Here is a 21,382-nt window from a genome sequence, read left to right as displayed (position 1 = left end):
GCGCTCCGGAGGAGACATCCGCACGTGAACTCTCTCATCGGCGACTCGGTCGCCTCTCCCGCCGTCTGGATCGTGACGCTCGTCGTCACGATCGGCGTGCTCATCGTCGACCTGTTCGTCATCGGACGACGGCCGCACGAGCCCTCCATGAAGGAGGTGACCCGTCACCTGGCGTTCTTCGTCGGACTGGCGATCCTCTTCGGCATCGGCCTGGCACTCTTCGCCGAGCCCCACGAGCTCTCCCAGGCTCCGGCCGCGGAGTTCTTCGCCGGCTGGCTGACGGAGTACTCGCTCTCGGTCGACAACCTGTTCATCTTCATCATCATCATGGCGAAGTTCGGCGTGCCGCGGCAGTACCAGCAGACCGCCCTGATGATCGGCATCGTGCTCGCGCTGGTGATGCGCGGCATCTTCATCGTGATCGGCGCCGCCGCGATCAACGAGTTCAGCTGGGTCTTCTACCTCTTCGGGCTCTTCCTGATCTACACCGCGGTGAAGCTCGCCAAGGAGGGCGGCGAGGACGAGGACGAGTACGAGGAGAACAAGCTGGTCAAGTACGCCGAGACGCACCTCCCGGCGACCAGCGAGTGGCACGGCACCAAGATCCTCGCGAAGGTCAACGGCAAGAAGCTGCTGACCCCGATGTTCTTCGTGATCCTCACCCTCGGCACGACCGACCTGCTCTTCGCGCTCGACTCGATCCCGGCGATCTACGGTCTGACCAAGGACCCCTACCTGGTCTTCACCGCCAACATCTTCGCGCTGATGGGTCTGCGACAGCTCTACTTCCTCATCGGCGGGCTGCTGGAGCGGCTCATCTACCTCTCCTACGGCCTGGCGTTCCTGCTCGGCTTCATCGGTGTGAAGCTCGTGCTGCACGCGCTGCACGAGAACGAGCTGTCGTTCATCAACGGCGGCCACCACGTCGAGTGGGCCCCGGACATCCCGATCTGGCTGTCGCTGACCGTCATCATCGGCACCCTGGCCGTCACGACGGTGGCCAGCCTGATCGGCTCGCGACGGATGGACGCCGCCGAGCGCGACGCCCACACCGGCCCGCGCCGCGACTGGGACAACGGCTGACCGACCGCGCACGTCGGCCGGGGCTCGGGCTACCGGTGCGACGCGTCGTACGACGGCGGGCCGCTGTGCCCGCCGTCGTCGCGGTCGTCATCTCCGTCATCGCGGCGCTGGTCGCCGGCTGCTCAGGCGCCCCGGCCGGCCGGCCCGCGGTCCCGCGGCCGGCCGACCCGGTCGCGACGCCGGTGTCGGGCAGCGCCCTGGCGGCGCTGGAGGCACTGCCGGTGAAGGGGCGCGCCCCGCGCACCGGCTACGACCGGGATCGCTTCGGGCAGGCCTGGGCCGACGTGGACCGCAACGGTTGTGACACCCGCAACGACGTGCTGCGCCGCGATCTGACCGAGCTGGTGCTCAAGCCGGGCACGCGGGGCTGCCTGGTGCTGGCGGGCCGGCTGGTCGACCCGTACGGCGGCCGGCCGGTCGCGTTCGTGCGCGGGCCCGGCACCAGCAACGCCGTGGAGATCGACCACGTCGTCGCGCTCTCCGACGCCTGGCAGACCGGCGCGCAGCGGTGGCCGGAGGCGAAGCGGGTCAGGTTCGCCAACGACCCGCTCGGGCTGCTCGCGGTCTCCGGTCCGCTCAACCGGCGCAAGAGCGACGCCGACGCGGCGTCGTGGCTGCCGCCGGCCAAGGGCTACCGATGCGCGTTCGTCGCCCGCCAGGTCGCGGTCAAGGCGGCCTACGGGCTGTGGGTGAAGCCGGCCGAGAAGGCGGCGATCACGCGGGTGCTCGACCGCTGCCCGGACGAGCCGCTGCCGGCGTACTGACCCGGCTGCCGACCCGGTTGCCGACCCGATCAGTCGGTCGTTCGGCGGAAGGCGTCCTTGGCGCGATCGAGCATGGCCAGGAACGGTCCGGCGGCGAACTGGGCGCCGGTGTGGCCGGCGACGGTGGGATGCGGGTGGGTGGGAGCGAGCGACTCCGCGGCCAGCACCTGCTTGCCCAGCCGCTGGCGCATGGCGTCGTCGCAGTGCGCCAGCACCAGCGGGAACTCCTCGTGCTCCTCCGCCTCGGCGTGCCGGATCACCGACTCCCGGAGGGCGGCGATCCGGGTGAGGAACTCCGGGCTGCCCAGGTCGAGCTTCTCCAGCTCGGCGAGCGCCTCCGTGGCGTCGGCCTCCTCCTGGTTGCGGGCGGCGGCCACCTCGTCGGCGAACTCGCCGGACACCGGCCGCAGCACCATCTCCTCCGCGGTCTCGTGCACCGCGAGCAGGACCCGCAGCTCGTGGAAGACGCCTTCTCGCGCGTCACCGGAGGCGGTGGTCACCTCGGCGAACAGCTCGCGGATCCGGGCGTGCTGCTCCAGCAGGATCCGGACGACGTCGCCCTCGGGCAGGCGGGCCGCCTCGGCGCGGTCCTCGGCTGCGCTTCCCATGGTGCCTCCTCGACGCGGGTGGGACTGGGACGGCGCCGGTACCCGACCGGCTGCGTGGGAACGCGCCGCGGCGGGCACCGGGAGGCATGTCGTTCGCCCTGATCGGCGCCGTGGTCGCGCTCCTGCTCATAGCCGTCCCGGTCATCATCGCCATCTACGCCACCCGCGCGGTCAAGCAGCGCGACGACCAGGTGAAGGCGCAGGCGGCGACCTTCGCGGCGTCCCCGCTCGCCGACACGCTGGTCTACCGCGTGCCGGACGGGCAGGACCCGGCGGCCGTCATGGCCGCGCTGGAGCAGGAGGGGTACGCCGCGACGCTCGGTGGCGGCGCTCGGGAGGTGCACGTGCCGTGCCCGCGCGGCGCCGACCACGACCGGGACCACGTCCGCGCGGTCATCGCCGGCGCCCGTCTCAACCTGGAGGGGGACCCGGTCGCGGTCCCTGTCGTGTTCGAGGACGAGCAGTGAGCCGGTTCGACACGGCGCTGCTCGACATCGACGGCACCCTCCTGGACTCCACCTACCACCACACGCTCGCCTGGGCGCGGGCGTTCGCCGAGTGCGGCGAGGTGGTTCCGGCGTGGCTGATCCACCGTCACATCGGCATGGGCGGGGACCGGCTCGTCCCGGCGGTGACCGACGAGCGCACCGAGGCGCGCATCGGTGACGAGGTGCGGGAGCGCTGGGAGCGGGCCTACGACGAGGTGATCGACCAGACCCGCCTGCTCCCGGGTGCCCAGGACCTGCTCGGGGCCCTGCGCCGAGCCGGGCTCAAGGTGGTGCTGGCCAGCTCCTCGATCCCGCGGCATGCCCAGCACGCGCTGCGGCTGCTCGACGCCGAGCGCCACGCCGACGCGTGGACCACCGGCGAGGACGCCGAGGAGGCCAAGCCCGACCCCGAGCTGCTCGACCGGGCGCTCGAGCAGGTCTCCGGCCGGCGGGCCGTCATGATCGGCGACGCCACCTGGGACGTCCTCGCGGCGAACCGTCGGGGCATCCCCACCATCGGCCTGCGCTGCGGCGGCTTCGGTGCCGCCGAGCTGCGGGAGGCCGGCGCGGTGGTCGTGTACGACGACCCGGCCGCTCTGGCCGCCGATCTCGACGGCGCGCTGGCGGCCGCCGTCGCGCCGTCATAGCGACCGCGGCTGGGTACCAGGCCGAGTGACCGCGGACCTGGTCTACGTCGTGGCGGGAGCCAGTCTCCTGCTCGCGATCGTGCTGCCTGAGCTGCTGGACCGGTGGGCGATCTCGCCGCCGATGGTGCTGGTCGGGGTCGGGATGCTGATCGGCCTGACGCCGCTGCCCGACGGGATGCCACTGGATCCGCAGGAGAACCGGGCGGTCATCGAGCACGTCGCCGAGATCGCCGTACTCGTGGCGTTGATGGGCGTCGGCCTCGCCCTGGACCGACCGCTGCGGGTGCGCCGCCGCGCGAGCTGGCGCACGTGGGGGGCGACCTGGCGGCTGCTCGCGATCGCGATGCCGCTGTGCATCGGTGCCGTCGCGCTGCTGGGGTGGTGGGCGGGGCTCGCCCCGGCCGTCGCCCTGCTGCTGGGCGCGGCGCTCGCGCCCACCGACCCGGTCCTGGCCTCCGACGTCCAGGTCGCCGGACCGCAGACGGGGGAGGGGGAGGTGGACGAGAGCGACGAGCTGCGGTTCACGCTCACCTCGGAGGCCGGGCTCAACGACGGGCTCGCCTTCCCCTTCGTGTACGCCGCCATCCTGCTCGCCACCGAGGGCGCGGTGTGGCACTGGGGACTGGAGTGGCTCGGCTTCTACCTGGTCGCCAAGGTCGCCATCGGCGTGCTCGCCGGCGTCCTGGTGGGCCGTGCGCTCGCCTGGGTGGCGTTCCGCTCGAGCAGCCGCTCGCTGCGCGTGGCCGAGCGCGGCGAGTCGCTGATGGCGCTGGCCGCGCTGGTGTGCGCCTACGGCGTCGCCGAGGTGGCGTCCGGCTACGGCTTCCTGGCGGTGTTCACCTGCGCCATGACGTTCCGCTCCGCGGAGCGCACACACGACTACCACGCCGCCATGCACGAGGTGGTCGAGCGGCTGGAGCGGCTGCTCACCCTCTTCGTGCTGATGGTGCTCGGCATCGCGCTCACCCGCGGACTGCTCGAGGGCCTGGACTGGCGTGGGGTCGTGATCGGACTGGGCCTGCTGCTCGTCGTACGTCCTCTCTCGGGCATCGTCGCGCTGGCGCCGTTCGCCCCCGAGGGTCAGATGACGCGGGGCCAGCGGTGGGCCACCGCGTTCTTCGGCGTGCGTGGCATCGGGTCGATCTACTACCTGGCCTACGCCGCGGGGGAGAGCGAGCAGCTCGCCGCCGACTGGCTGTGGTCGACGGTGGCGTTCACGGTCGTCGCCTCGGTCCTGCTCCACGGTGTGCTGGCCACCCCGGTGATGGCGCTGGTCGACCCGGACCGGGGGCGCGACGCTGCTCCGACGGGGTGACAGGAGGACCGTGCGTCCCCCAGATGGGGGAGATCATCACGATCGGCCTGCCCCCGCCGCGGCGGCTGGGCAACGGTAAGGCCCCGAAATGGCGCCCGAGACCAGGGCTGCCGTCGCCGACGCCGTAGGAGAGACATGTGCACCCTCGTTCCGTTGACCGCGAGCCGATCATGACGATCGAGGCGGACCTCCTCGACACCGTGGTCGCCCCGGAGCCCGGTGGGATCGAGCTCGTCGGGGCCGAGGCCATCCCGGTCGAGGAGGCCGAGGCCAGCCTGTGGGCCCTGGACGACCTGGACCTGCACGCGGCCGGCCTCACGACGCTCCACGCCGGAATGCTGCAGATCGCGATCGGCCAGTACCGGCAGGGCGTCGTCGAGCAACCACTCGGCAGCAACCGGGGGGTTCCGCTCACCCGCTACGTGCAGTGGTTCGCGCCCCGGTCCGGTCCCGTGCCGTGGTGTGCCTACTTCGTCTCCTGGTGCCTGGACCGGGCCACCGACTCCAACCGCCGCGTCCCCTGGACCAACCCCGGCTACGTCGGCTCCGTCAAGGCCTGGGCAGCCGGCGCCGGCCGCCTGGTCAGCCGCCCCCAGCAGGGCGACATCTTCGGGCTGAGCGACCAGCACATCGGCATCGTCAACAACGCCTCGGCCGGAGCGGGCCAGATCACCACGATCGAAGGCAACTTCTCCGACAAGGTGGCGGCGGTACGGCGGTCGACGTCGGGTCTCTGGTTCGCGCGGATCTGAGATGAGCGGCTTCGACAGGCGCATCGCGTCGGGCATGCGGGGCCTGACCTACGAGCTGTTCCCCTTCGAGGCGTTCGACGAGGCGGGGCGCGTCAGGGTGCCGGGGTCGGTGCAGTATCCGACCTACATCCGCGACGGGCTCGGCACGGTGGCGCGGGCACCGATCTGGGATGCCTTCTACGCGACGCTGTCCGTGCTCGACGATCCACAGTGGAACGTGTTCTCCGCGGGCACGAGCTTCGTCGGCCGGACCGCGAACGTGGTCGTGTTCAAGAGCGTCAACTCGGTCAGCGGCCCTGCGGCCGCGCACCAGTGGTCGCTGTCCTACCAGCAGGTCGTCGCGCGCAGTCTCAAGGCGTTCTCCGGCAACCGCTACCTCGTTGACCCGAAGTGGCTGGCGTTGCTCGACGAGGCGATGAACAAGCTGCCTCCGGACCAGAAGCAGGGTGACCCTGCCAAGAAGCCGGGCGGGGGACAGGAGGATCCCGACGGCGCCCTCACCGGGCCGGTCACCGACGGCGTCGGCGCCGAAGTGGTCGGGTTCGTCCCCTGGCTCCTGCTCGGACTGCGCGCCATGTCCACCTTGCTCGGCAGGTTCACTCCCCGGACCGAGATCCGTACGACTGTGTTCTGGTACCCGACCGGCTCGCAGGTCCTCGATCGGCCGTTCGCGGAGCGCTGGACGCCGTTGCACACCGACTACATGAACGACGGCACCCTGCGGATGCTCCACGCCCTGTGGGAGCCGGCGAAGCTGCCTCACTTCTGGTACGGCTCCGGGATCGACTGGAAGAAGTTCCTGTGGGCGATGCCCCACGATGTCTGCGACTGGAGCCGGTCCTTCTACCCGACCCTCAGCTGTGGTCCCAGCCGCCGCGGCGGGGCGCTCGGGGCGGACGAGGCGGCCGGAACCGCCGGCCCCGGCGCGTGGGACGGCATCGAGCCGGTGACCCAACCGGCTTGAGCGTGCTTTCTGCGACGCCGATGGGGTGGGCCGCGGCTGCCGGCGCCGTGGCAGCTCCTAGCTCACAGCGTTCGACGCAATGTCGTCTGACTGGGTGTGTGGCCACGCCGTCTGCCGCTGGCGACCCGAGGTCGCTGCCTCGAGATCACTGACGGCTGTCGGTGAACCTGCAGGTCATGGGCGAGTCGACCGTTCACCCCGTTTCTGGAAACCAGGTCCTTACCGACGAGGTCGATCGGACTGCCCGGATGGGTGCGAGGATTGCCGCGCGGTCTCGGTGGCCCCTCACGCGACATGTCAACAAAGACGACACGTTCCGAGGACGTGTTAAGTTTCGCAGAGAATCTTAACGCGTTCCGCCGTCGTGTTGAAGGAGCTGACACATGCCCTGGGACCCTGAAGTTCCCTTCAACGATCTGCCGGCGCTCCCTCCTGAGGGAGTCGAACTTGAGCCGAGGGCGGTGCTCAAGGCGACCGTCGAGGCCCGCGCCGCCCTAGCGACGCTGGCGCAAGCGGGGCGACTGCTCCCGAATCCCAACATCTTGATCCATGCGGTTCCACTGCTGGAGGCGCAAGCGAGCTCGGAGATCGAGAACATCGTGACGACGGCTGATGAGCTGTTCAAGCACGTCGAGTCGGGTGGTGGCGATCATGCTACGAAGGAGGCTCTGCGCTATCGCAGCGCGCTCTTCGCCGGCGTCGAATCCATCCGGACTCGCCCGCTCGTGGCCTCGACCGCCTCGCGTATCTGCTCGCAACTGCATGGCCGCGACATGGATGTCCGTGCGATGCCCGGCACACGGATTGCCAACCCGACCACCGGAGAGATCGTCTATGCGCCACCGGAAGGGACCGACGTCATCCGCCAAAAGCTCTCTGAATGGGAGCGCTTCGTTCACGCGCAGGACGACCTCGATCCGTTGGTGCGGATGGCGGTCGCGCATTACCAATTCGAGGCGATCCACCCGTTCCACGACGGCAACGGGCGTACGGGCCGTGTCATCAACATCTTGATGCTGATCGAAGCTGGTCTCCTCGACGAGCCGATCCTGTACCTCTCCCGGGCCATCATCGCTCGGAAGAATGACTACTACCGCCTCCTGCGGGCGGTGACGGCCGAGGGCGCTTGGGCCGAGTGGATCCTGTACATGCTTGACGTTGTCCGCGAATCTGCTGAGTCGACGACGAGGAAAATCAGCGCGATTCGTGAGTGTCAGGACGACATCGCTGAGCGAGCCAGAGCAGCCACTCCAGGGGGCCGCGACGCGCAGTTCCTCGACGTGCTGTTCGAGCAGCCCTACTGCCGCATCGGCACGGTTGCTGCGCGATGCGACGTCTCGCGGCAGACAGCGTCGTCGTGGCTCCACGCCTCGGTCGAGGCGGGTCTCCTCAGCGACATCAAGGTCGGCCGAGAGCGGCTGTTCGTCAACCATGAGTTCCTGGAAGTGCTCATTCGTGCGGAATGAATTCGCGCGTTGATCCGAGCGGGCCGGTCTTTTGGTGGGCGGCTCATCGTCCGGTGCGTGGATGTCAGCGACGCGTGGCCACGCCGGATCCGGCGACGCGTTTCACGCTGAGATGTACCTCGCGTTGAACGCACCGGATCGACGGTGTAGTTCGCACAGCTGGACCGGTAGACGTTTCGGCCTCTTCGTGGTCGCGACATGCAGACGGGCGAAGGATCCTGGCCACGCTCCATCAGGTGTTGTGCACATCGGTGAACACCGGGAACCAACCGCCTTCCCCGATTCGGCCGAACCAGTCCGTCGTTCTCACTAGGGTCGGGGCTTGCCTGAGCCACTCTCGTCACCGCCCGGAAGGAACGCCGTGGGATTCCAGACCCTGCAGCACCCGTTGTCCGACTTGATCAAATGGACGACGTCGGGGCACGTGCAGTTGCCGGACTTCCAGCGCGGGTATGTCTGGGACGACGAGCGGGTTCGGCAGCTACTCGTCACGATCGCGGTCGGCCACCCGCTGGGTGTCGTGCTCATGCTCGAGACCGGGGGATCGGAGATCCATTTCCAGGCGAAGGCGATCGAGGGAACGGTGCCGCCCGAAGGCACCGCTCCTGGGCTCCTGCTGCTCGACGGGCAGCAGCGGTTGACATCCCTCACGCAGGCGCTGACGGGCGGCGGAGTGGTTGCGACCAGCGACGCGGGCAACCGCAAGTACTTCATCAGGGTGGATGAGGCGCTCAAGGATCCCGAGAACATCGGGGATGCCATCGTCTCGTTGCCCGGCAGCGGCAAGAAGCTGACGAACTTCAACAAGGACGTCGAGATGGATGTCTCGACGAGGGCGCTGCAGATCGAGCGCAGCCACTTTCCAGTCTCGTCGTTGATGAGCAGCGACCTTGCGAGCTGGATCGTCGAGTGGGGTCAGTTCCACAACGATCTCGACGGCGTAGGAAAGCTGATCAACCTGCTGACCCCTCTTCAGGGCTACACCATCCCCGCGATCGAGCTCGACAAGCACACTTCGATGGCTGCAGTAACAACCGTCTTCGAAAAGGTCAACCAAGGCGGCGTGAAGCTGACCGTCTTCGAGCTGTTGACGGCCAAGTTCGCCGGTGATCGTGCGTACTTCAGCAAGCACGACGAAGCGTTCCGCCTGAGAGAAGACTGGGACGAGACATATGACGTCCTTGACGACTACGACGTCCTTCTCAAGTTCGAGAACGACGACTTCTTGCAGGCGGTGACTCTGGCGGCGACCTGTGCGGGGCCGAAGGCGACGACTGCGAAAAAGGAAGACGTACTCAAGCTCACTCTTGATGACTACCTCATCTGGGCCCCGCAGATCCGTGACGCCCTAGTGTGGGCGGCCGCTTTCCTCGACGGGGAGCACATCCACGCCAGCGACGACCTCCCCTACCCGAAGCAGCTTGTCCCATTGGCCGTGATCCGGGTGCTTCTTGGCCAGCAGGCGGAGGCGTACGGCGTCCATGCTCGTCTGCGCCGCTGGTTCTGGAGCGGCATCCTGGGCGAACTCTACGGCAGCGCCAGCGAGACACGATTCGCCCGCGACGTCGACCAGGTGCCCGCATGGGCGCTCGACACATCCGGTGCTGTTGTGCCGCGGACGGTGGACGACGCTTACTTCAACGAGAGTCGGCTGCACACGCTGCGCACCCGCAACTCGGCGGCCTACAAGGGCGTCTATGCCTTGCTGATGGCCCAAGGAGCAAAGGACTGGATCTACAACCAGTCGTTCGACAAGGCGCACTACTTCAAGCTCAAGGTCGACATCCACCACGTCTTCCCGAAGGCGTGGTGCGTCAAGAACGGTGTGAAGTGGGAGATGCAAGAGAGCATCGTCAACAAGACGCCGCTGGCGAAGACGACCAACATCAAGCTCTCGGGCAACGCGCCATCGGTCTACCGCAGAACGATCCGCAAGGAGATCAAGGCTGGTGACGACGTCATCGACGCGAACCTCAGCCCGCATCAGGTGGATCCGGCCCTTCTGTGGAGCGACGACTTCGAAGGCTTCTTCGCAGATCGACGCGAGCGCCTCTGCCGGCTCGTCGAGGCTGCCCTCGGTAAGCCCGTCACGCGGGATATCGCCGCCGCGCAAGGCGCAGACCGCGCCGAGTAGGCCAAGACGGGGGCTCGCGACGGGCCGGTGGGCACCCTTCTCGCCTGGCGAAGGGTGCCTCGAGCGCCACTCGGTTTGCGTGAAGACTCTTGCGCGACGCCCCTTCTCCGTTGAAGGAGTGCGGTCGAGGCTCGTCTAAGCAATTCCGTATCGAGCCACCTGGCCGGACCCATCGGGCCGCTGGGCGCGCATGACAGGCTGGAGGACATGCCGAACCGCCTCGCGGACGCGACCTCGCCGTACCTCCTCCAGCACGCCGACAACCCGGTCGACTGGTGGGAGTGGGAGCCGGAGGCGTTCGAGGAGGCGCGCCGGCGCCACGTGCCGGTCCTGCTGAGCGTCGGGTACGCCGCGTGCCACTGGTGCCACGTGATGGCGCACGAGTCGTTCGAGGACCCGGTGCTGGCGGCGTACCTCAACGAGCACTTCGTGCCGGTCAAGGTCGACCGTGAGGAGCGGCCCGACGTCGACGCGGTCTACATGCAGGCGACCACCGCCATGACCGGCCACGGCGGCTGGCCGATGACGGTGGTGCTCGACCACGACGGCGGCCCGTTCTACGCCGGCACCTACTTCCCGGACCAGCCGCGCCACGGTCAGCCGTCGTTCCGGCAGGTTCTCGAGGCGCTCGTCGACGCCTGGGAGAACCGCGCCGAGGAGGTACGCCGGGTGGCCGGCTCGCTCCGCGACCACCTGTCCGTCAGCGTCACCGTGCCCTCCGGTGCGGTGACGCCCGCCCTGCTGGAGACGGCGCTGGGGAAGCTGGCCGACGACTTCGACCCGCTGGCCGGCGGTTTCGGCGGCGCCCCGAAGTTCCCGCCGTCGATGGTGCTGGAGTTCCTGCGCCGCTATGCGGCGATGGCCGGCGCCGACCCCCGCGCCGCGCACATGCTGAACCGCACCGTCGCAGCCATGGCCCGCGGCGGGATGTACGACCAGCTCGGCGGCGGCTTCGCCCGCTACTCCGTCGACCGCGGCTGGGTGGTGCCGCACTTTGAGAAGATGCTCTACGACAACGCCCAGCTGGTCGGCCTCTACGCCCGGCTGGGCACACCCTTCGGTGACCGGGTCGCGCGCGAGACCGCCGACTGGATGATCCGGGAGCTCGGCACCGCCGAGGGTGGCTTCGCCTCGGCGCTCGACGCCGACAGTGAGGGCGTCGAGGGGAAGTTCTACGCCTGGACGCCCGGGCAGCTGGTCGAGGCGCTCGGTCCCGACGACGGCGCCTGGGCGGCGCAGGTCTTCGAGGTGACCGAGTCCGGCACGTTCGAGCACGGCGCCTCCACGCTCCAGCTCCGCCACGATCCCGAGGGTCCCGGCGCCGAGCGGCTGGTGGAGGTGAAGCGGCGCCTGTTCGACGCCCGCGAGCGGCGGATCCGCCCCGAGCGCGACGACAAGGTGGTCGCCGCGTGGAACGGCCTGGCGATCAGCGGCCTGGTCGACGCGGGCCTGCTGCTCGACGAGCCGGCGTACGTCGACGCCGCGATCGCCGCCGGTGACCTGCTGGCCCGCGTGCACCTGCTGCCGGCACCTGACATCGCCAACCGCGACACGCCGGACGATGGTGGAAACGGTCAGGTGCCCGGGGCCATCCGGCTGCTGCGGGTCTCCCGCGACGGAGTGGCGGGCCGGCACGCGGGCGTGCTGGAGGACCACGGCTGCGTGGCGGCGGGGTTCCTCTCCCTGCTGCAGGCCACCGGCGACCCGGTCTGGCTGGAGCGGGCGCGGGCGGTGCTCGACGCCGCGCTCAAGCGGTTCGCCGCCTCGGACGGCGGGTTCTACGACACCGCGTCCGACGCCGAGTCGCTGGTCACCCGACCGCGCGACCCGTCCGACAACGCCTCGCCGTCCGGGCTCTCCAGCCTGGTGCACGCCCTGGTGGCGGCCCATGCCGTGACGGGGGAGGGTCGCTACCGCGACGCCGCCGAGGCGGCGCTGGGCACCGTCGCCGGGCTGATGGAGCAGGCGCCGCGGTTCGCGGGCTGGTCGCTCGCCGCCGCGTTCACCATGCAGGACGGGCCGCTCGAGGTCGCCGTGGTCGGACCGGCCGGACCGGATCGCGACGCGCTCGCGGCGGCCGCCCGCCGGCTGTCGGGTGCGGTCGTGCTGGTCGCCGACGAGGCACGCGACGACATCCCGCTGCTCTCGAGCCGCGTCCCGGTCGAGGGCCGGCCGGCGGCGTACGTCTGTCGTGGCTTCGTCTGTGAGCGGCCCGTTACCTCTCCGGCCGACCTGGTGGCCGCCGCGGGCAGGGGCTGACGCGGCCGGTCAGCGCAGAGCGTAGATCGCCAGCGATACGCCGGTGTAGTGGGCGGCGAAGGCCAGGATCGTGAAGCTGTGGAACACCTCGTGGAACCCGAAGACGCGCGGCCACGGGTTGGGGCGCTGGAAGCCGTAGACCACGCCGCCGAAGGTGTAGAGCGCGCCGCCGACGCAGATCAGCGTGAAGACGGCGATGCCGACGCCGAGGCCCAGCGCGATCGCGCCGGTGAAGAACGCGGGGATGAAGAAGATCGCGGCCCAGCCGAGCGCGATGTAGATCGGGACGTAGAGCCAGCGCGGCGCCTCGGTCCAGAAGATCCGGAACAGCACGCCGGCGACCGCGCCGCCCCACACCACCGACAGCAGCGTCCATCGCGCCACGCCGTCGAGCAGGAGCAGCGAGAAGGGCGTGTAGGAGCCCGCGATCATCAGCATGATGTTGGCGTGGTCCCAGCGCTTCAGCAGCGCATGGGTTCGGGGCGACCAGCGGCCGTTGCCGCGGTGGTAGACCGCCGACACGGTGAACAGCAGCAGCGCCGTGGCGGTGTAGACACTTGCGCCGAGGGTGGCCTCCGGGGTGGGCGAGAGCACGATCAGCACGATGCCGCCGGCCAGGACCAGCGGAGCGGTGGCGAGGTGCAGCCAGCCGCGCAGCTTCGGCTTCACCTCGGCCAGGGTCTCGGTCACCGCGTCGGCCACGGACCCCGCGAACGCGTCGAGTCGCTCGCGCACCGCCTCGCTCCTGGGGTTGCCCGTCATGGCACGAAAGGTACTCCGAGGATGGCTAACCTAGGGACGTGCCTAGGGACGTCGACTGGAAGAGAGGCGTACGGCGGCTGCTGTATCCGGCGTACGAGGCCCGGATGCTCCGTCGGCTCGACCACGACAAGCTGCCGCAGCACATCGGGGTCATGCTCGACGGCAACCGTCGCTGGGCCAGGGCCGTGGGACGCGACACCGCGCACGGCCACCGCGCCGGCGCGGCCAACATCGAGCCGCTGCTGACCTGGTGCGACGAGGTCGGCATCGAGGTCGTCACGCTCTGGCTGCTCTCCACCGACAACCTGAACCGTCCCGCCCGTGAGCTGGAGCCGCTGCTGCAGATCATCGAGGAGGCCGTCGCCTCCCTCGTCGACCAGCAACGGTGGCGGCTGCATCCCGTCGGCGCCCTCGACCTGCTGCCCGCCGCGACCGCGGAGCGGCTCAAGGCGGCCGAGGAGGCGACGCGCCACGTCGAGGGCACCCTCGTCAACGTCGCGGTGGGGTACGGCGGCCGCCGCGAGATCGCCGACGCGGTCCGCTCGCTGCTGGTCGAGCACGCCGGGCGGGGCACCTCGCTCGAGGAGCTGGCCGCCGAGCTCACCCCCGAGCACATCGCCGAGCAGATCGAGGGGCATCTCTACACCAAGGGCCAGCCCGACCCCGACCTGGTGATCCGCACCTCCGGCGAGCAGCGGCTCGGCGGCTTCCTGCTGTGGCAGAGCGCGAAGTCGGAGTTCTACTTCTGCGAGGCCTACTGGCCCGACTTCCGCCGGGTCGACTTCCTCCGCGCGCTGCGCGCCTACGCCGACCGCGAGCGCCGCGGCGGCCTCTAGCGACGCCCCGCACGTGCATCGGTGGCGTTTCGCTGCTCGATGTTCCTGCACGGATTTCGGCGTGTCGTAGGTGCGGCGGCCCGCGGCGGCGTACGTTCGGCAGCAGTGGCGGGTGGGGAAGCCCGCCACATCGGGAGGCCCGCTCGTGAACACTCACGACCTACTGACTCGGCTCGCCGCGGCGTGCCGGGGCACAGGAGGCCGGCGCCCCGGCCTTCGGGCATCCTCCCGGTCCGCCAGCATGAACTAGGACCGGGGCGAGGGTGCGCGCCTGCGGTCCGTGAGGGGTGAACCTCGTGCCGACCCAGGCGAAGACCTCCCGCTCCACCCACACCCAGACCCAGGCCGCCGTCCGCACGTTCGTGCTGGACACCAGCGTCCTGCTCGCCGATCCCGGGGCGCTGCGACGCTTCGCCGAGCACGAAGTCGTCCTGCCGGTCGTCGTCATCACCGAGCTGGAGGGCAAGCGCCACCACCCCGAGCTGGGCTTCTTCGCCCGCACGGCGCTGCGTTCGCTCGACGACCTCCGCGTCCGGTACGGCCGGCTCGACGAGCCCGTGCCGGTGGGTGAGGAGGGCGGCACGCTGCGCGTCGAGCTCAACCACACCGACCCGGCCGCCCTGCCCTCGGGCTTCCGGCTGGGCGACAACGACACCCGCATCCTCGCCGTGGCGAAGAACCTGGCCGACGAGGGCGCCGACGTCGTCCTCGTCTCCAAGGACCTGCCACTGCGGATCAAGGCGTCGGCGGTCGGGCTGGAGGCCGAGGAGTACCGCGCCGAGGCGATCTCCGACTCCGATCCCGGCTACTCCGGCATGGCGGAGATGGAGGTCGGGGCCGACGTCCTGGACGAGCTGTACGACGACGGCGTCATCACCCTCGACGAGGCGCGCGAGCTGCCCTGCCACACCGGCCTGGTGCTGCTCTCGGACCGGGGTACGGCGCTGGGCCGCGTCGGACCCGACAAGCAGGTCCACCTGGTGCGCGGCGACCGGGAGGCGTTCGGCGTCCACGGCCGCTCGGCCGAGCAGCGCATCGCGCTCGAGATGCTGCTCGACCCCGAGGTCGGGATCGTGTCCCTCGGCGGCCGGGCCGGCACCGGCAAGTCCGCCATGGCGCTGTGCGCCGGCCTCGAGGCGGTGATGGAGCGGCGCCAGCACAAGAAGGTCGTGGTGTTCCGGCCGCTGTTCGCCGTCGGCGGCCAGGAGCTCGGCTACCTGCCCGGCTCGGAGGCGGAGAAGATGGGGCCCTGGGCCCAGGCCGTCTTCGACACGCTCGGTGCCGTGACCTCGCAGGAGGTCGTCGACGAGATCCTCGACCGCGGGATGCTCGAGGTGCTTCCGCTGACGCACATCCGGGGCCGCTCGCTGCACGACGCGTACGTCATCGTCGACGAGGCACAGTCCCTGGAGCGCAACGTCCTGCTGACGGTGCTCTCGCGCATCGGCGCCAACTCGAAGGTGGTGCTCACCCACGACGTGGCGCAGCGCGACAACCTGCGCGTCGGCCGCCACGACGGCGTGGTGGCCGTGGTGGAGAAGCTCAAGGGTCACCCGCTCTTCGCTCACGTGACCCTCACCCGGTCCGAGCGCTCGCCGATCGCGGCGTTGGTCACAGAGATGCTGGAGAACGTCGTGCTGTAGCCCTTCAGTTGGGGCCGGTGTGACCGCTGGGGCGGTTGTGACGAGTGTTGTCACAACCGCCCCAGATTCTTGCGCGTTCGGTTTGCATGCCCCTGCGGCCTCGTGCATGGTGGAGCGCGGTCCACCCGCACGACTCCGAGGATTCCCACTTGTCGAAGCACCGCGCCGCCCGGCACCGCAAGGCGCCCGAGCGACCCGTCGTCGACGCCTCGAGGCGGGCCGTTCGCGCCACCCTCCTGCTCGGGGGCGTGGCCGCCGTGACCACCGGTGTCGCGGTTGCCGGAGGTGTCGCCTCCGAGGAGCCGAGGATCGAGACCGCCGCGGCCACGGTCGGCTCCGCCGTACCGGCTTCGGCGCCCGCCGACGCTGTCGCGGAACGGTCCGAGCCGGTCTCCCGCTCCGCCGACCGGCGCGCCGCGCTCGACCCGGCCAAGGCCGCCGCGCTCGCGTCCGCCGCCGAGACGGAGGTCCGAGCCGTGACCCGCACCGAGGACGCCGCCGACGGCGACCCGAAGGCCATCGCCAGCGCGCTGCTGGGCGAGTACGGCTGGAGCGGCTCCCAGTTCGACTGCCTCGACAAGCTCTGGACCCGCGAGTCCAACTGGAACCCGCGCGCCGACAACCCCTCCTCCAGCGCCTACGGCATCCCGCAGGCGCTGCCCGGCTCCAAGATGGGCACGGTCGCCGACGACTGGGAGACCAACCCCGTCACCCAGATCAAGTGGGGCCTGGGCTACATCCAGGGCCGCTACGGCACCCCCTGCTCCGCCTGGTCCCACTCCGAGCGCGTCGGCTGGTACTGACCGAGGTGCCGAGCCGGCCCTCACCGCGGTCGCTCGTCACGGTCATGCCGTCCCCAATCCTGGGGATGTGGACTTCGAACCCCTCGGCTCTGCTGGGCGCTGACGCCGACCCTCGGGGCAGGCCGCTCGGGAGGCGTCGCCACTAGCGCTCGAGGTGCCACATGCCCGCTGCCGTCCGCACCCTGCGGTTCCTGCTCGTCGTGCTCGCCCTGCTCGCCGCCCTGCTCGCCACGCTGGTGCCGGCCGTGCAGGCCAAGCCGCCGTTGAAGCCCGGCACCCCCACCGACCTCGCGATCGGCACGATCACCGGGGCCACCGGAGGCTCCTACGCCGTGCCGATCAGCTGGCGGGCCGGCAAGAACAACACCTCGTACGCCGGCACGGTGCTCGCCGGTGGCAGGGTGCTCGCACAGTCGGTCATCACCACGACGTCCTGGACGCCGTTGGTGGTGGCCAGCGCCGGGACCGTCATCACGGTGCAGGTCGTGGGCGTGACGGGCAACCGCAAGAGCGCCCCGGCGACGGCGAGCGCGACGCTCCCGGACACGCAGGGGCCGGTCGGGGTCTACGACGCTGCCTGGGGCGAGGCGGTCGGGGACGTGGTGCACGTGACGTTCACGCAGGTGTCGCTGGCCGACGACGTGACGACGCGGGCCGGCATCCAGGTGCTGGTGGACTTCGGGGACCCGGGCAGCGTCCCCTTCGCCACCAACGGCGCGCAGACGGTCATCGAGCACGACTACGCCGTGCCGACCGGCGCCCCGGTCCGCTACCAGCCGCAGATCCGGCTGACCGACGGCGCCGGCAACGTCAGCCACGCCGCGGTCGGCGCGGTGGTGGTCAACGACAGCACGCCACCGAGCGGGACTGCGAAGGTGACCACGCAGGCGGGATGGGCCGGCTGGACGACGGTCGGTCTGGCCACGGTGGCGACCGACGACCTCAGCCCGGCGAGCAGCGTGCGGCGCACGGTCAGCTGGGGCGACGGTACGACGACCACCGCGGTCGGCAACGGCGTCCTCACCCATCTCTACGCGACGCCGGGCACGTACCGGCCGAGCGTCGTCTTCTTCGACGAGGCGCGACCGGCCAACCGCAGCGAGCCCGTCGAGGCGAACGCGGTGCGGATCCAGGCCGACACCATCAAGCCGTCGGTCGGTATCACGGTCCCCACGGCGCGCCGGTCGGTGCGTGCCTGGCGGGTGCTGAGGGGGACCGCCCACGACACCGAGACGACGGTGCGCGCCGTGCGGGTGAAGGCGGTCCAGCGACGTGCCGGCGCGTACTACGGCTATGTGCCGGCGCGCCGCGCGTGGGTGAAGGCCTCGACCAGGACACGGGCATGGGCGACGGCCGGCCACGTCGTGGTGGCGCCGTCCGCGACGGGAGCCTGGAGCGCCCGGCTGTCCGGCCTCAGCCGCGGCCGGCTGCTCGTCCGCATCGAGGCGAGCGACGTACGGGGCAACACCTCCGCGCCCGTCAGTCGCCGGCAGGCGCTGACCCGCCGCTGACGTCAGGGGTGGGTCATCGACTCCACGTCGAGGGCGGCGTCGAGCTGCTCGAGGGTGAGCTCGCCGCGGTCGACGTACCCGAGCTTGAGGACCGTCTCGCGGATGGTGGCGCCGTCGGCGAGCGCCTGCTTGGCGACCTTGGCGGCGTTCTCGTAGCCGATGTGTTTGTTGAGCGGCGTGACGACCGACGGGGAGGACTCGGCGTAGGACCGCATCCGCTCGGCGTTCGCGGTGATGCCGTCCACGCAGCGCTCCGCGAGCACCCGCGAGGAGGCCGCGAGCAGCCGCACCGACTCCAGGAGGTTGCGCGCCATGACCGGCATCGCGACGTTGAGCTCGAAGGAGCCCGAGGCGCCCGCCCACGCCACGGCCGCGTCGTTGCCGACGACCTGGGCGCAGACCATGAGGGTGGCCTCGGGCAGGACCGGGTTCACCTTGCCGGGCATGATCGAGGAGCCCGGCTGGAGGTCGGGGAGGTGGATCTCGGCGAGCCCGGTGGTCGGACCTGACGACATCCAGCGCAGGTCGTTGCAGATCTTGGTCAGGCCGACCGCGTAGGTCCGCAAGGCCCCCGACAGCTCGACCAGCGAGTCGCGGGTGCCCTGCGCCTCGAAGTGGTCGCGCGCCTCGGTGAACTCCTCGCCGGTCGCCGTCGAGAGCGCCGCGATCACCGCCTGCGGGAACCCGGTCGGCGTGTTGATGCCGGTGCCGACGGCGGTGCCGCCCAGCGGCAGCTCGCGCACGCGGGGGAGTACGGCGGCCAGCCGCTCGGCGGCGTACCGAACCGTCGCGGCGTACCCGCCGAACTCCTGTCCGAGCATGACCGGCGTGGCGTCCATCAGGTGGGTGCGACCGCTCTTGACCAGCCCGGCGAACTCCTCGGCCTTGCGCTCCAGTGAGCCGGCCAGCACGTCCAGCGCCGGCAGCAGGTCCTGGGTGACCGAGAGCGTGGCGGCGACGTGGATCGCGGTCGGGAACGTGTCGTTGGACGACTGCGAGGCGTTGACGTGGTCGTTGGGGTGCACCTCGACGCCCGCGCGGCCGGCCAGCGAGGCGATCACCTCGTTGGCGTTCATGTTCGAGCTGGTGCCCGACCCGGTCTGGAAGACGTCGACGGGGAACTCGGCGTCGTAGTCGCCGGCAGCCACCGAGCGAGCGGCCGCGGCGATCGCCTCGGCCTGCTCGGGCGTGATGACGCCGAGCTCGCCGTTCACCTGGGCGGCAGCCGCCTTCACGTGCCCGATCGCGTGGATCAGGGCCGGTTCGATCGGGGTGCCGCTGATGGGGAAGTTCTCCACCGCGCGCTGCGTCTGCGCGCGCCAGAGCGCGGCCGCGGGCACGCGGACCTCGCCCATGCTGTCGTGCTCGATGCGGAAGCCGTCGGTCCCGGTGCTCTGGTCGCTCACGCGCTCGACGGTACCCGCGCCGCGTAGAGCCAGTAGCGCTCCTCGCGCGCCTGGAGCGTCACCGCGTAGGGCAGCTCCTCGACCTGACCGAAGACCCGGCGCATCGTGTCGGCCAGCTCCGGTGCCTCGGCAGCCGACCACACCACCACCTGGCCCCCCGCTCGGGTCGCGCGCCGCGCGTCGGTGAGCGCCGGCGCCTGGTAGAGCCCGGCGTTGGCGTCGTGCACGAGATAGCCGGGGCCGTTGTCGACGTCCAGCAGCACCAGGTCGTACGCCGCCGGCGCGCTCCGACGCAGGGCGACCGCCACGTCGGAGACCACGACTTCCGCCCGCGGGTCGGCCAGCAGCGCCGGGCCGTGCGGCACGGTGCCGTCGCGCAGCCAGCCCACCAGAGCCGGCTCGATCTCGACGACCGTGCAGTGCTCGACCCGCTCGTCGGCCAGCACCGCCTCGAGGGTGAAGCCGAGGCCGAGCCCGCCGACGAGGACCTGCGCCGGCCGCTCGACCAGGGCCAGTGCCCGGGTCGCCAGCGCCCGCTCGGTGGAGGTCTCCGCGGTGTCCATCACGAACACGCCGTTGGCGCGCAGCTCCAGCGTGCCGTCGTACCGCCGCCGCAGCACGAGCTCACCCCGCTCCGATGCCGCCCGCGCGATCTCGTCCGTGCCCGTCACGGGCGGCATCCTCGCAGGAGGTCAGTCGAAGAGCTCGCTGAGCCAGCTCTCCTTGCGCTTCTTGTAGTACGGCCGCTGCCCGTAGGGCTGCTGGTAGGGCTGCTGGTACTGCTGAGGGGGCTGCTGGTACTGCGGCTGCTGCGGAGCCGGCGCGGCGGGTGCCGGTGCGGTCAGCGACCGGTCGATGATCTTGTCCAGCTCGCCGCGGTCCAGCCACACGCCGCGGCAGGTGGGGCAGTAGTCGATCTCGATGCCGCTGCGCTCGCTCATGGTCAGCGTGGCGCCGTCAACGGGGCATTGCATTGGGGGTGCTCCTCTCGCTCGACCGCTCCAACGAGCGGGGGACGGGAGTGGTTCCTCAGCCGCGCGGCGTCAGCCGGATGATCGGGATGACCCGGTCGGTCTTGGTCCGGTAGGCGCCGAACCGCGGCACCGAGGAGACGATGCTGTGCCAGGCGGCCTCGCGCTCCTCGCCGTGGAGCTCCTCGGCGGTGACGGGGATTGTCTCGCCGCCGACCTCGATCATCACGAGCTCGGGGTGGGCCGCGAGGTTGTAGTACCAGGCGGGGTTGCTGATCGCGCCGTTGGCCGAGGCCGCGATGTAGCGGCTGCCGTCGGGACCGGGGACCCACGCGAGCGGCGTACGTCGCGGCTGTCCGCTCCTCGCCCCGACGGTCGTCAGTGCCAGCAGGTTCATGCCCATCATGGACCCGGTCGAGCGACCGGCGCGCCGGGACATGAACGCGTTCGCCCAGCGCATCAACGGACCGCTCGGCGGGCGACCGCCACGGGTGCCGCGGGGGTTCGTGAAGGTCATGGGGCCAGCGTAGGACCGCCGCGGCGTTCCGCCCGGTCCGCCTCGGGGTACCCGGACTGCATGACGAACCCGAGCGATCCCACCCCCGAGCAGCCGGGCATGTCCGACGACATCGAGGAGCCGGCCGCCCACCCCGGTACGCGACGCGAGTCCGCGGCCGAGGAGCCGGACGACTCCGGTGGCCAGGTCTCCGAGACCGGTGGCCTCAACGCCGAGCCGGTCAGCGACGGTGACGTCGCCGACGACGGCGGTCCGGTCGGACCCGACGCCAACTACAACGCCGGCGCGCGCAACACCTGACCCCTCGTTGGTCGAGCAGTGAGGCCGCCCGCGGCCGAACGTGTCGAGACCGCTGGACGCGGTGGCGGTAGGTGGTCTCGACACGGCTCGCTGGCGCTCGCCGGCTCGACCACCGAAGGGCCGCCGCTCGACCACCGGAGGGGCGCCGCTCGA

At 70.8% G+C, this 21,382-nt stretch carries 21 protein-coding genes; 15 read left to right on the top strand and 6 right to left on the bottom strand.

What is annotated here, in order from left to right; translation table 11 throughout:
- The first annotated feature begins 24 nt into the window (after window positions 1-24).
- Window positions 25-1,083: a TerC family protein gene (locus tag VGE38_RS03220; protein ID WP_349257074.1), complete on the top strand. Its 1,059-nt coding sequence runs from the start codon at window positions 25-27 to the stop codon at window positions 1,081-1,083.
- Between the two features lie 65 nt (window positions 1,084-1,148).
- Window positions 1,149-1,847: an HNH endonuclease family protein gene (locus VGE38_RS03215; protein ID WP_331141093.1), complete on the top strand. Its 699-nt coding sequence runs from the start codon at window positions 1,149-1,151 to the stop codon at window positions 1,845-1,847.
- A 29-nt stretch (window positions 1,848-1,876) separates the two neighbouring features.
- On the opposite strand, the gene VGE38_RS03210 is transcribed toward VGE38_RS03215, so the two are convergent.
- Window positions 1,877-2,455 carry a hemerythrin domain-containing protein gene (locus VGE38_RS03210; RefSeq protein ID WP_331141092.1) on the bottom strand — a complete coding sequence of 193 codons (579 nt, stop codon included), beginning with the start codon at window positions 2,453-2,455 and terminating at the stop codon, window positions 1,877-1,879.
- A gap of 86 nt (window positions 2,456-2,541) precedes the next feature.
- Here VGE38_RS03210 and VGE38_RS03205 point away from each other — a divergent pair, with 86 nt between their 5' ends.
- The 8 genes from VGE38_RS03205 to VGE38_RS03170 all read left to right on the top strand — a co-directional run bounded on the left by VGE38_RS03205 (window position 2,542) and on the right by VGE38_RS03170 (window position 12,480).
- A complete protein-coding gene (locus VGE38_RS03205) occupies window positions 2,542-2,922 on the top strand; it encodes a hypothetical protein (RefSeq protein WP_331141091.1) in 381 nt (126 codons plus the stop codon).
- Window positions 2,919-3,590 carry an HAD family hydrolase gene (locus tag VGE38_RS03200; protein ID WP_331141090.1) on the top strand — a complete coding sequence of 224 codons (672 nt, stop codon included), beginning with the start codon at window positions 2,919-2,921 and terminating at the stop codon, window positions 3,588-3,590. The genes VGE38_RS03205 and VGE38_RS03200 overlap by 4 nt, the downstream gene beginning before the upstream one ends.
- Before the next feature lie 25 nt (window positions 3,591-3,615).
- The gene (locus VGE38_RS03195; protein WP_331141089.1) at window positions 3,616-4,905 is read left to right on the top strand and encodes a cation:proton antiporter; all 1,290 of its coding nucleotides are present in this window, start codon (window positions 3,616-3,618) and stop codon (window positions 4,903-4,905) included.
- A gap of 137 nt (window positions 4,906-5,042) precedes the next feature.
- Entirely contained in the window at window positions 5,043-5,657 is a 615-nt protein-coding gene (locus tag VGE38_RS03190) for a CHAP domain-containing protein (protein ID WP_331141088.1), read from the top strand.
- Between the two features lies 1 nt (window position 5,658).
- Window positions 5,659-6,621 carry a hypothetical protein gene (locus VGE38_RS03185; RefSeq protein ID WP_331141087.1) on the top strand — a complete coding sequence of 321 codons (963 nt, stop codon included), beginning with the start codon at window positions 5,659-5,661 and terminating at the stop codon, window positions 6,619-6,621.
- Between the two features lie 383 nt (window positions 6,622-7,004).
- Window positions 7,005-8,087, top strand: a complete 1,083-nt coding sequence (locus VGE38_RS03180; RefSeq protein ID WP_331141086.1) for a Fic family protein — start codon at window positions 7,005-7,007, stop codon at window positions 8,085-8,087.
- Between the two features lie 361 nt (window positions 8,088-8,448).
- Complete coding sequence (locus VGE38_RS03175) at window positions 8,449-10,221, top strand: GmrSD restriction endonuclease domain-containing protein (RefSeq protein WP_331141085.1); 1,773 nt, start codon at window positions 8,449-8,451, stop codon at window positions 10,219-10,221.
- A gap of 207 nt (window positions 10,222-10,428) precedes the next feature.
- On the top strand, window positions 10,429-12,480 hold the full coding sequence (locus VGE38_RS03170; protein WP_331141084.1) for a thioredoxin domain-containing protein: 2,052 nt from the start codon (window positions 10,429-10,431) through the stop codon (window positions 12,478-12,480).
- A gap of 9 nt (window positions 12,481-12,489) precedes the next feature.
- Here the strand turns inward: VGE38_RS03170 and trhA are convergent, their stop codons facing one another.
- Window positions 12,490-13,242, bottom strand: coding sequence for a PAQR family membrane homeostasis protein TrhA (gene trhA, locus VGE38_RS03165; RefSeq protein ID WP_331141083.1), 753 nt, complete (start codon window positions 13,240-13,242; stop codon window positions 12,490-12,492).
- Between the two features lie 38 nt (window positions 13,243-13,280).
- Here trhA and VGE38_RS03160 point away from each other — a divergent pair, with 38 nt between their 5' ends.
- The 4 genes from VGE38_RS03160 to VGE38_RS03145 all read left to right on the top strand — a co-directional run bounded on the left by VGE38_RS03160 (window position 13,281) and on the right by VGE38_RS03145 (window position 18,035).
- Window positions 13,281-14,078, top strand: a complete 798-nt coding sequence (locus tag VGE38_RS03160; protein WP_331141082.1) for an isoprenyl transferase — start codon at window positions 13,281-13,283, stop codon at window positions 14,076-14,078.
- A gap of 296 nt (window positions 14,079-14,374) precedes the next feature.
- A complete protein-coding gene (phoH2, locus tag VGE38_RS03155) occupies window positions 14,375-15,721 on the top strand; it encodes an RNA 5'-3' helicase PhoH2 (RefSeq protein WP_331141081.1) in 1,347 nt (448 codons plus the stop codon).
- Window positions 15,722-15,870: 149 nt separating this feature from the next.
- The gene (locus VGE38_RS03150; RefSeq protein WP_331141080.1) at window positions 15,871-16,524 is read left to right on the top strand and encodes an aggregation-promoting factor C-terminal-like domain-containing protein; all 654 of its coding nucleotides are present in this window, start codon (window positions 15,871-15,873) and stop codon (window positions 16,522-16,524) included.
- A gap of 161 nt (window positions 16,525-16,685) precedes the next feature.
- Window positions 16,686-18,035, top strand: coding sequence for a hypothetical protein (locus VGE38_RS03145; protein WP_331141079.1), 1,350 nt, complete (start codon window positions 16,686-16,688; stop codon window positions 18,033-18,035).
- 2 nt (window positions 18,036-18,037) lie between these two features.
- Here the strand turns inward: VGE38_RS03145 and VGE38_RS03140 are convergent, their stop codons facing one another.
- The 4 genes from VGE38_RS03140 to VGE38_RS03125 are packed head-to-tail and all read right to left on the bottom strand — an operon-like array spanning window position 18,038 to window position 20,929.
- Entirely contained in the window at window positions 18,038-19,441 is a 1,404-nt protein-coding gene (locus VGE38_RS03140; RefSeq protein ID WP_331141078.1) for a class II fumarate hydratase, read from the bottom strand.
- Window positions 19,438-20,112 carry a spermidine synthase gene (locus VGE38_RS03135; RefSeq protein ID WP_331141077.1) on the bottom strand — a complete coding sequence of 225 codons (675 nt, stop codon included), beginning with the start codon at window positions 20,110-20,112 and terminating at the stop codon, window positions 19,438-19,440. Before VGE38_RS03135 ends, VGE38_RS03140 begins: the two co-directional genes overlap by 4 nt.
- A 21-nt stretch (window positions 20,113-20,133) precedes the next feature.
- A complete protein-coding gene (locus tag VGE38_RS03130; RefSeq protein ID WP_331141076.1) occupies window positions 20,134-20,415 on the bottom strand; it encodes a TFIIB-type zinc ribbon-containing protein in 282 nt (93 codons plus the stop codon).
- 55 nt (window positions 20,416-20,470) lie between these two features.
- Window positions 20,471-20,929: a nitroreductase/quinone reductase family protein gene (locus VGE38_RS03125; protein ID WP_331141075.1), complete on the bottom strand. Its 459-nt coding sequence runs from the start codon at window positions 20,927-20,929 to the stop codon at window positions 20,471-20,473.
- A gap of 60 nt (window positions 20,930-20,989) precedes the next feature.
- On the opposite strand from VGE38_RS03125, the gene VGE38_RS03120 reads away from it, so the two are divergent.
- Window positions 20,990-21,229 carry a hypothetical protein gene (locus VGE38_RS03120; protein ID WP_331141074.1) on the top strand — a complete coding sequence of 80 codons (240 nt, stop codon included), beginning with the start codon at window positions 20,990-20,992 and terminating at the stop codon, window positions 21,227-21,229.
- Window positions 21,230-21,382: the final 153 nt, after the last annotated feature.

The sequence above is a fragment of the Nocardioides sp. genome, assembly GCF_036405735.1.
GTDB lineage: Bacteria > Actinomycetota > Actinomycetes > Propionibacteriales > Nocardioidaceae > Nocardioides.
The sequence above is the reverse complement of the archived record's forward strand: the minus strand, read 5'-3'. Positions and strand labels throughout refer to the sequence as shown.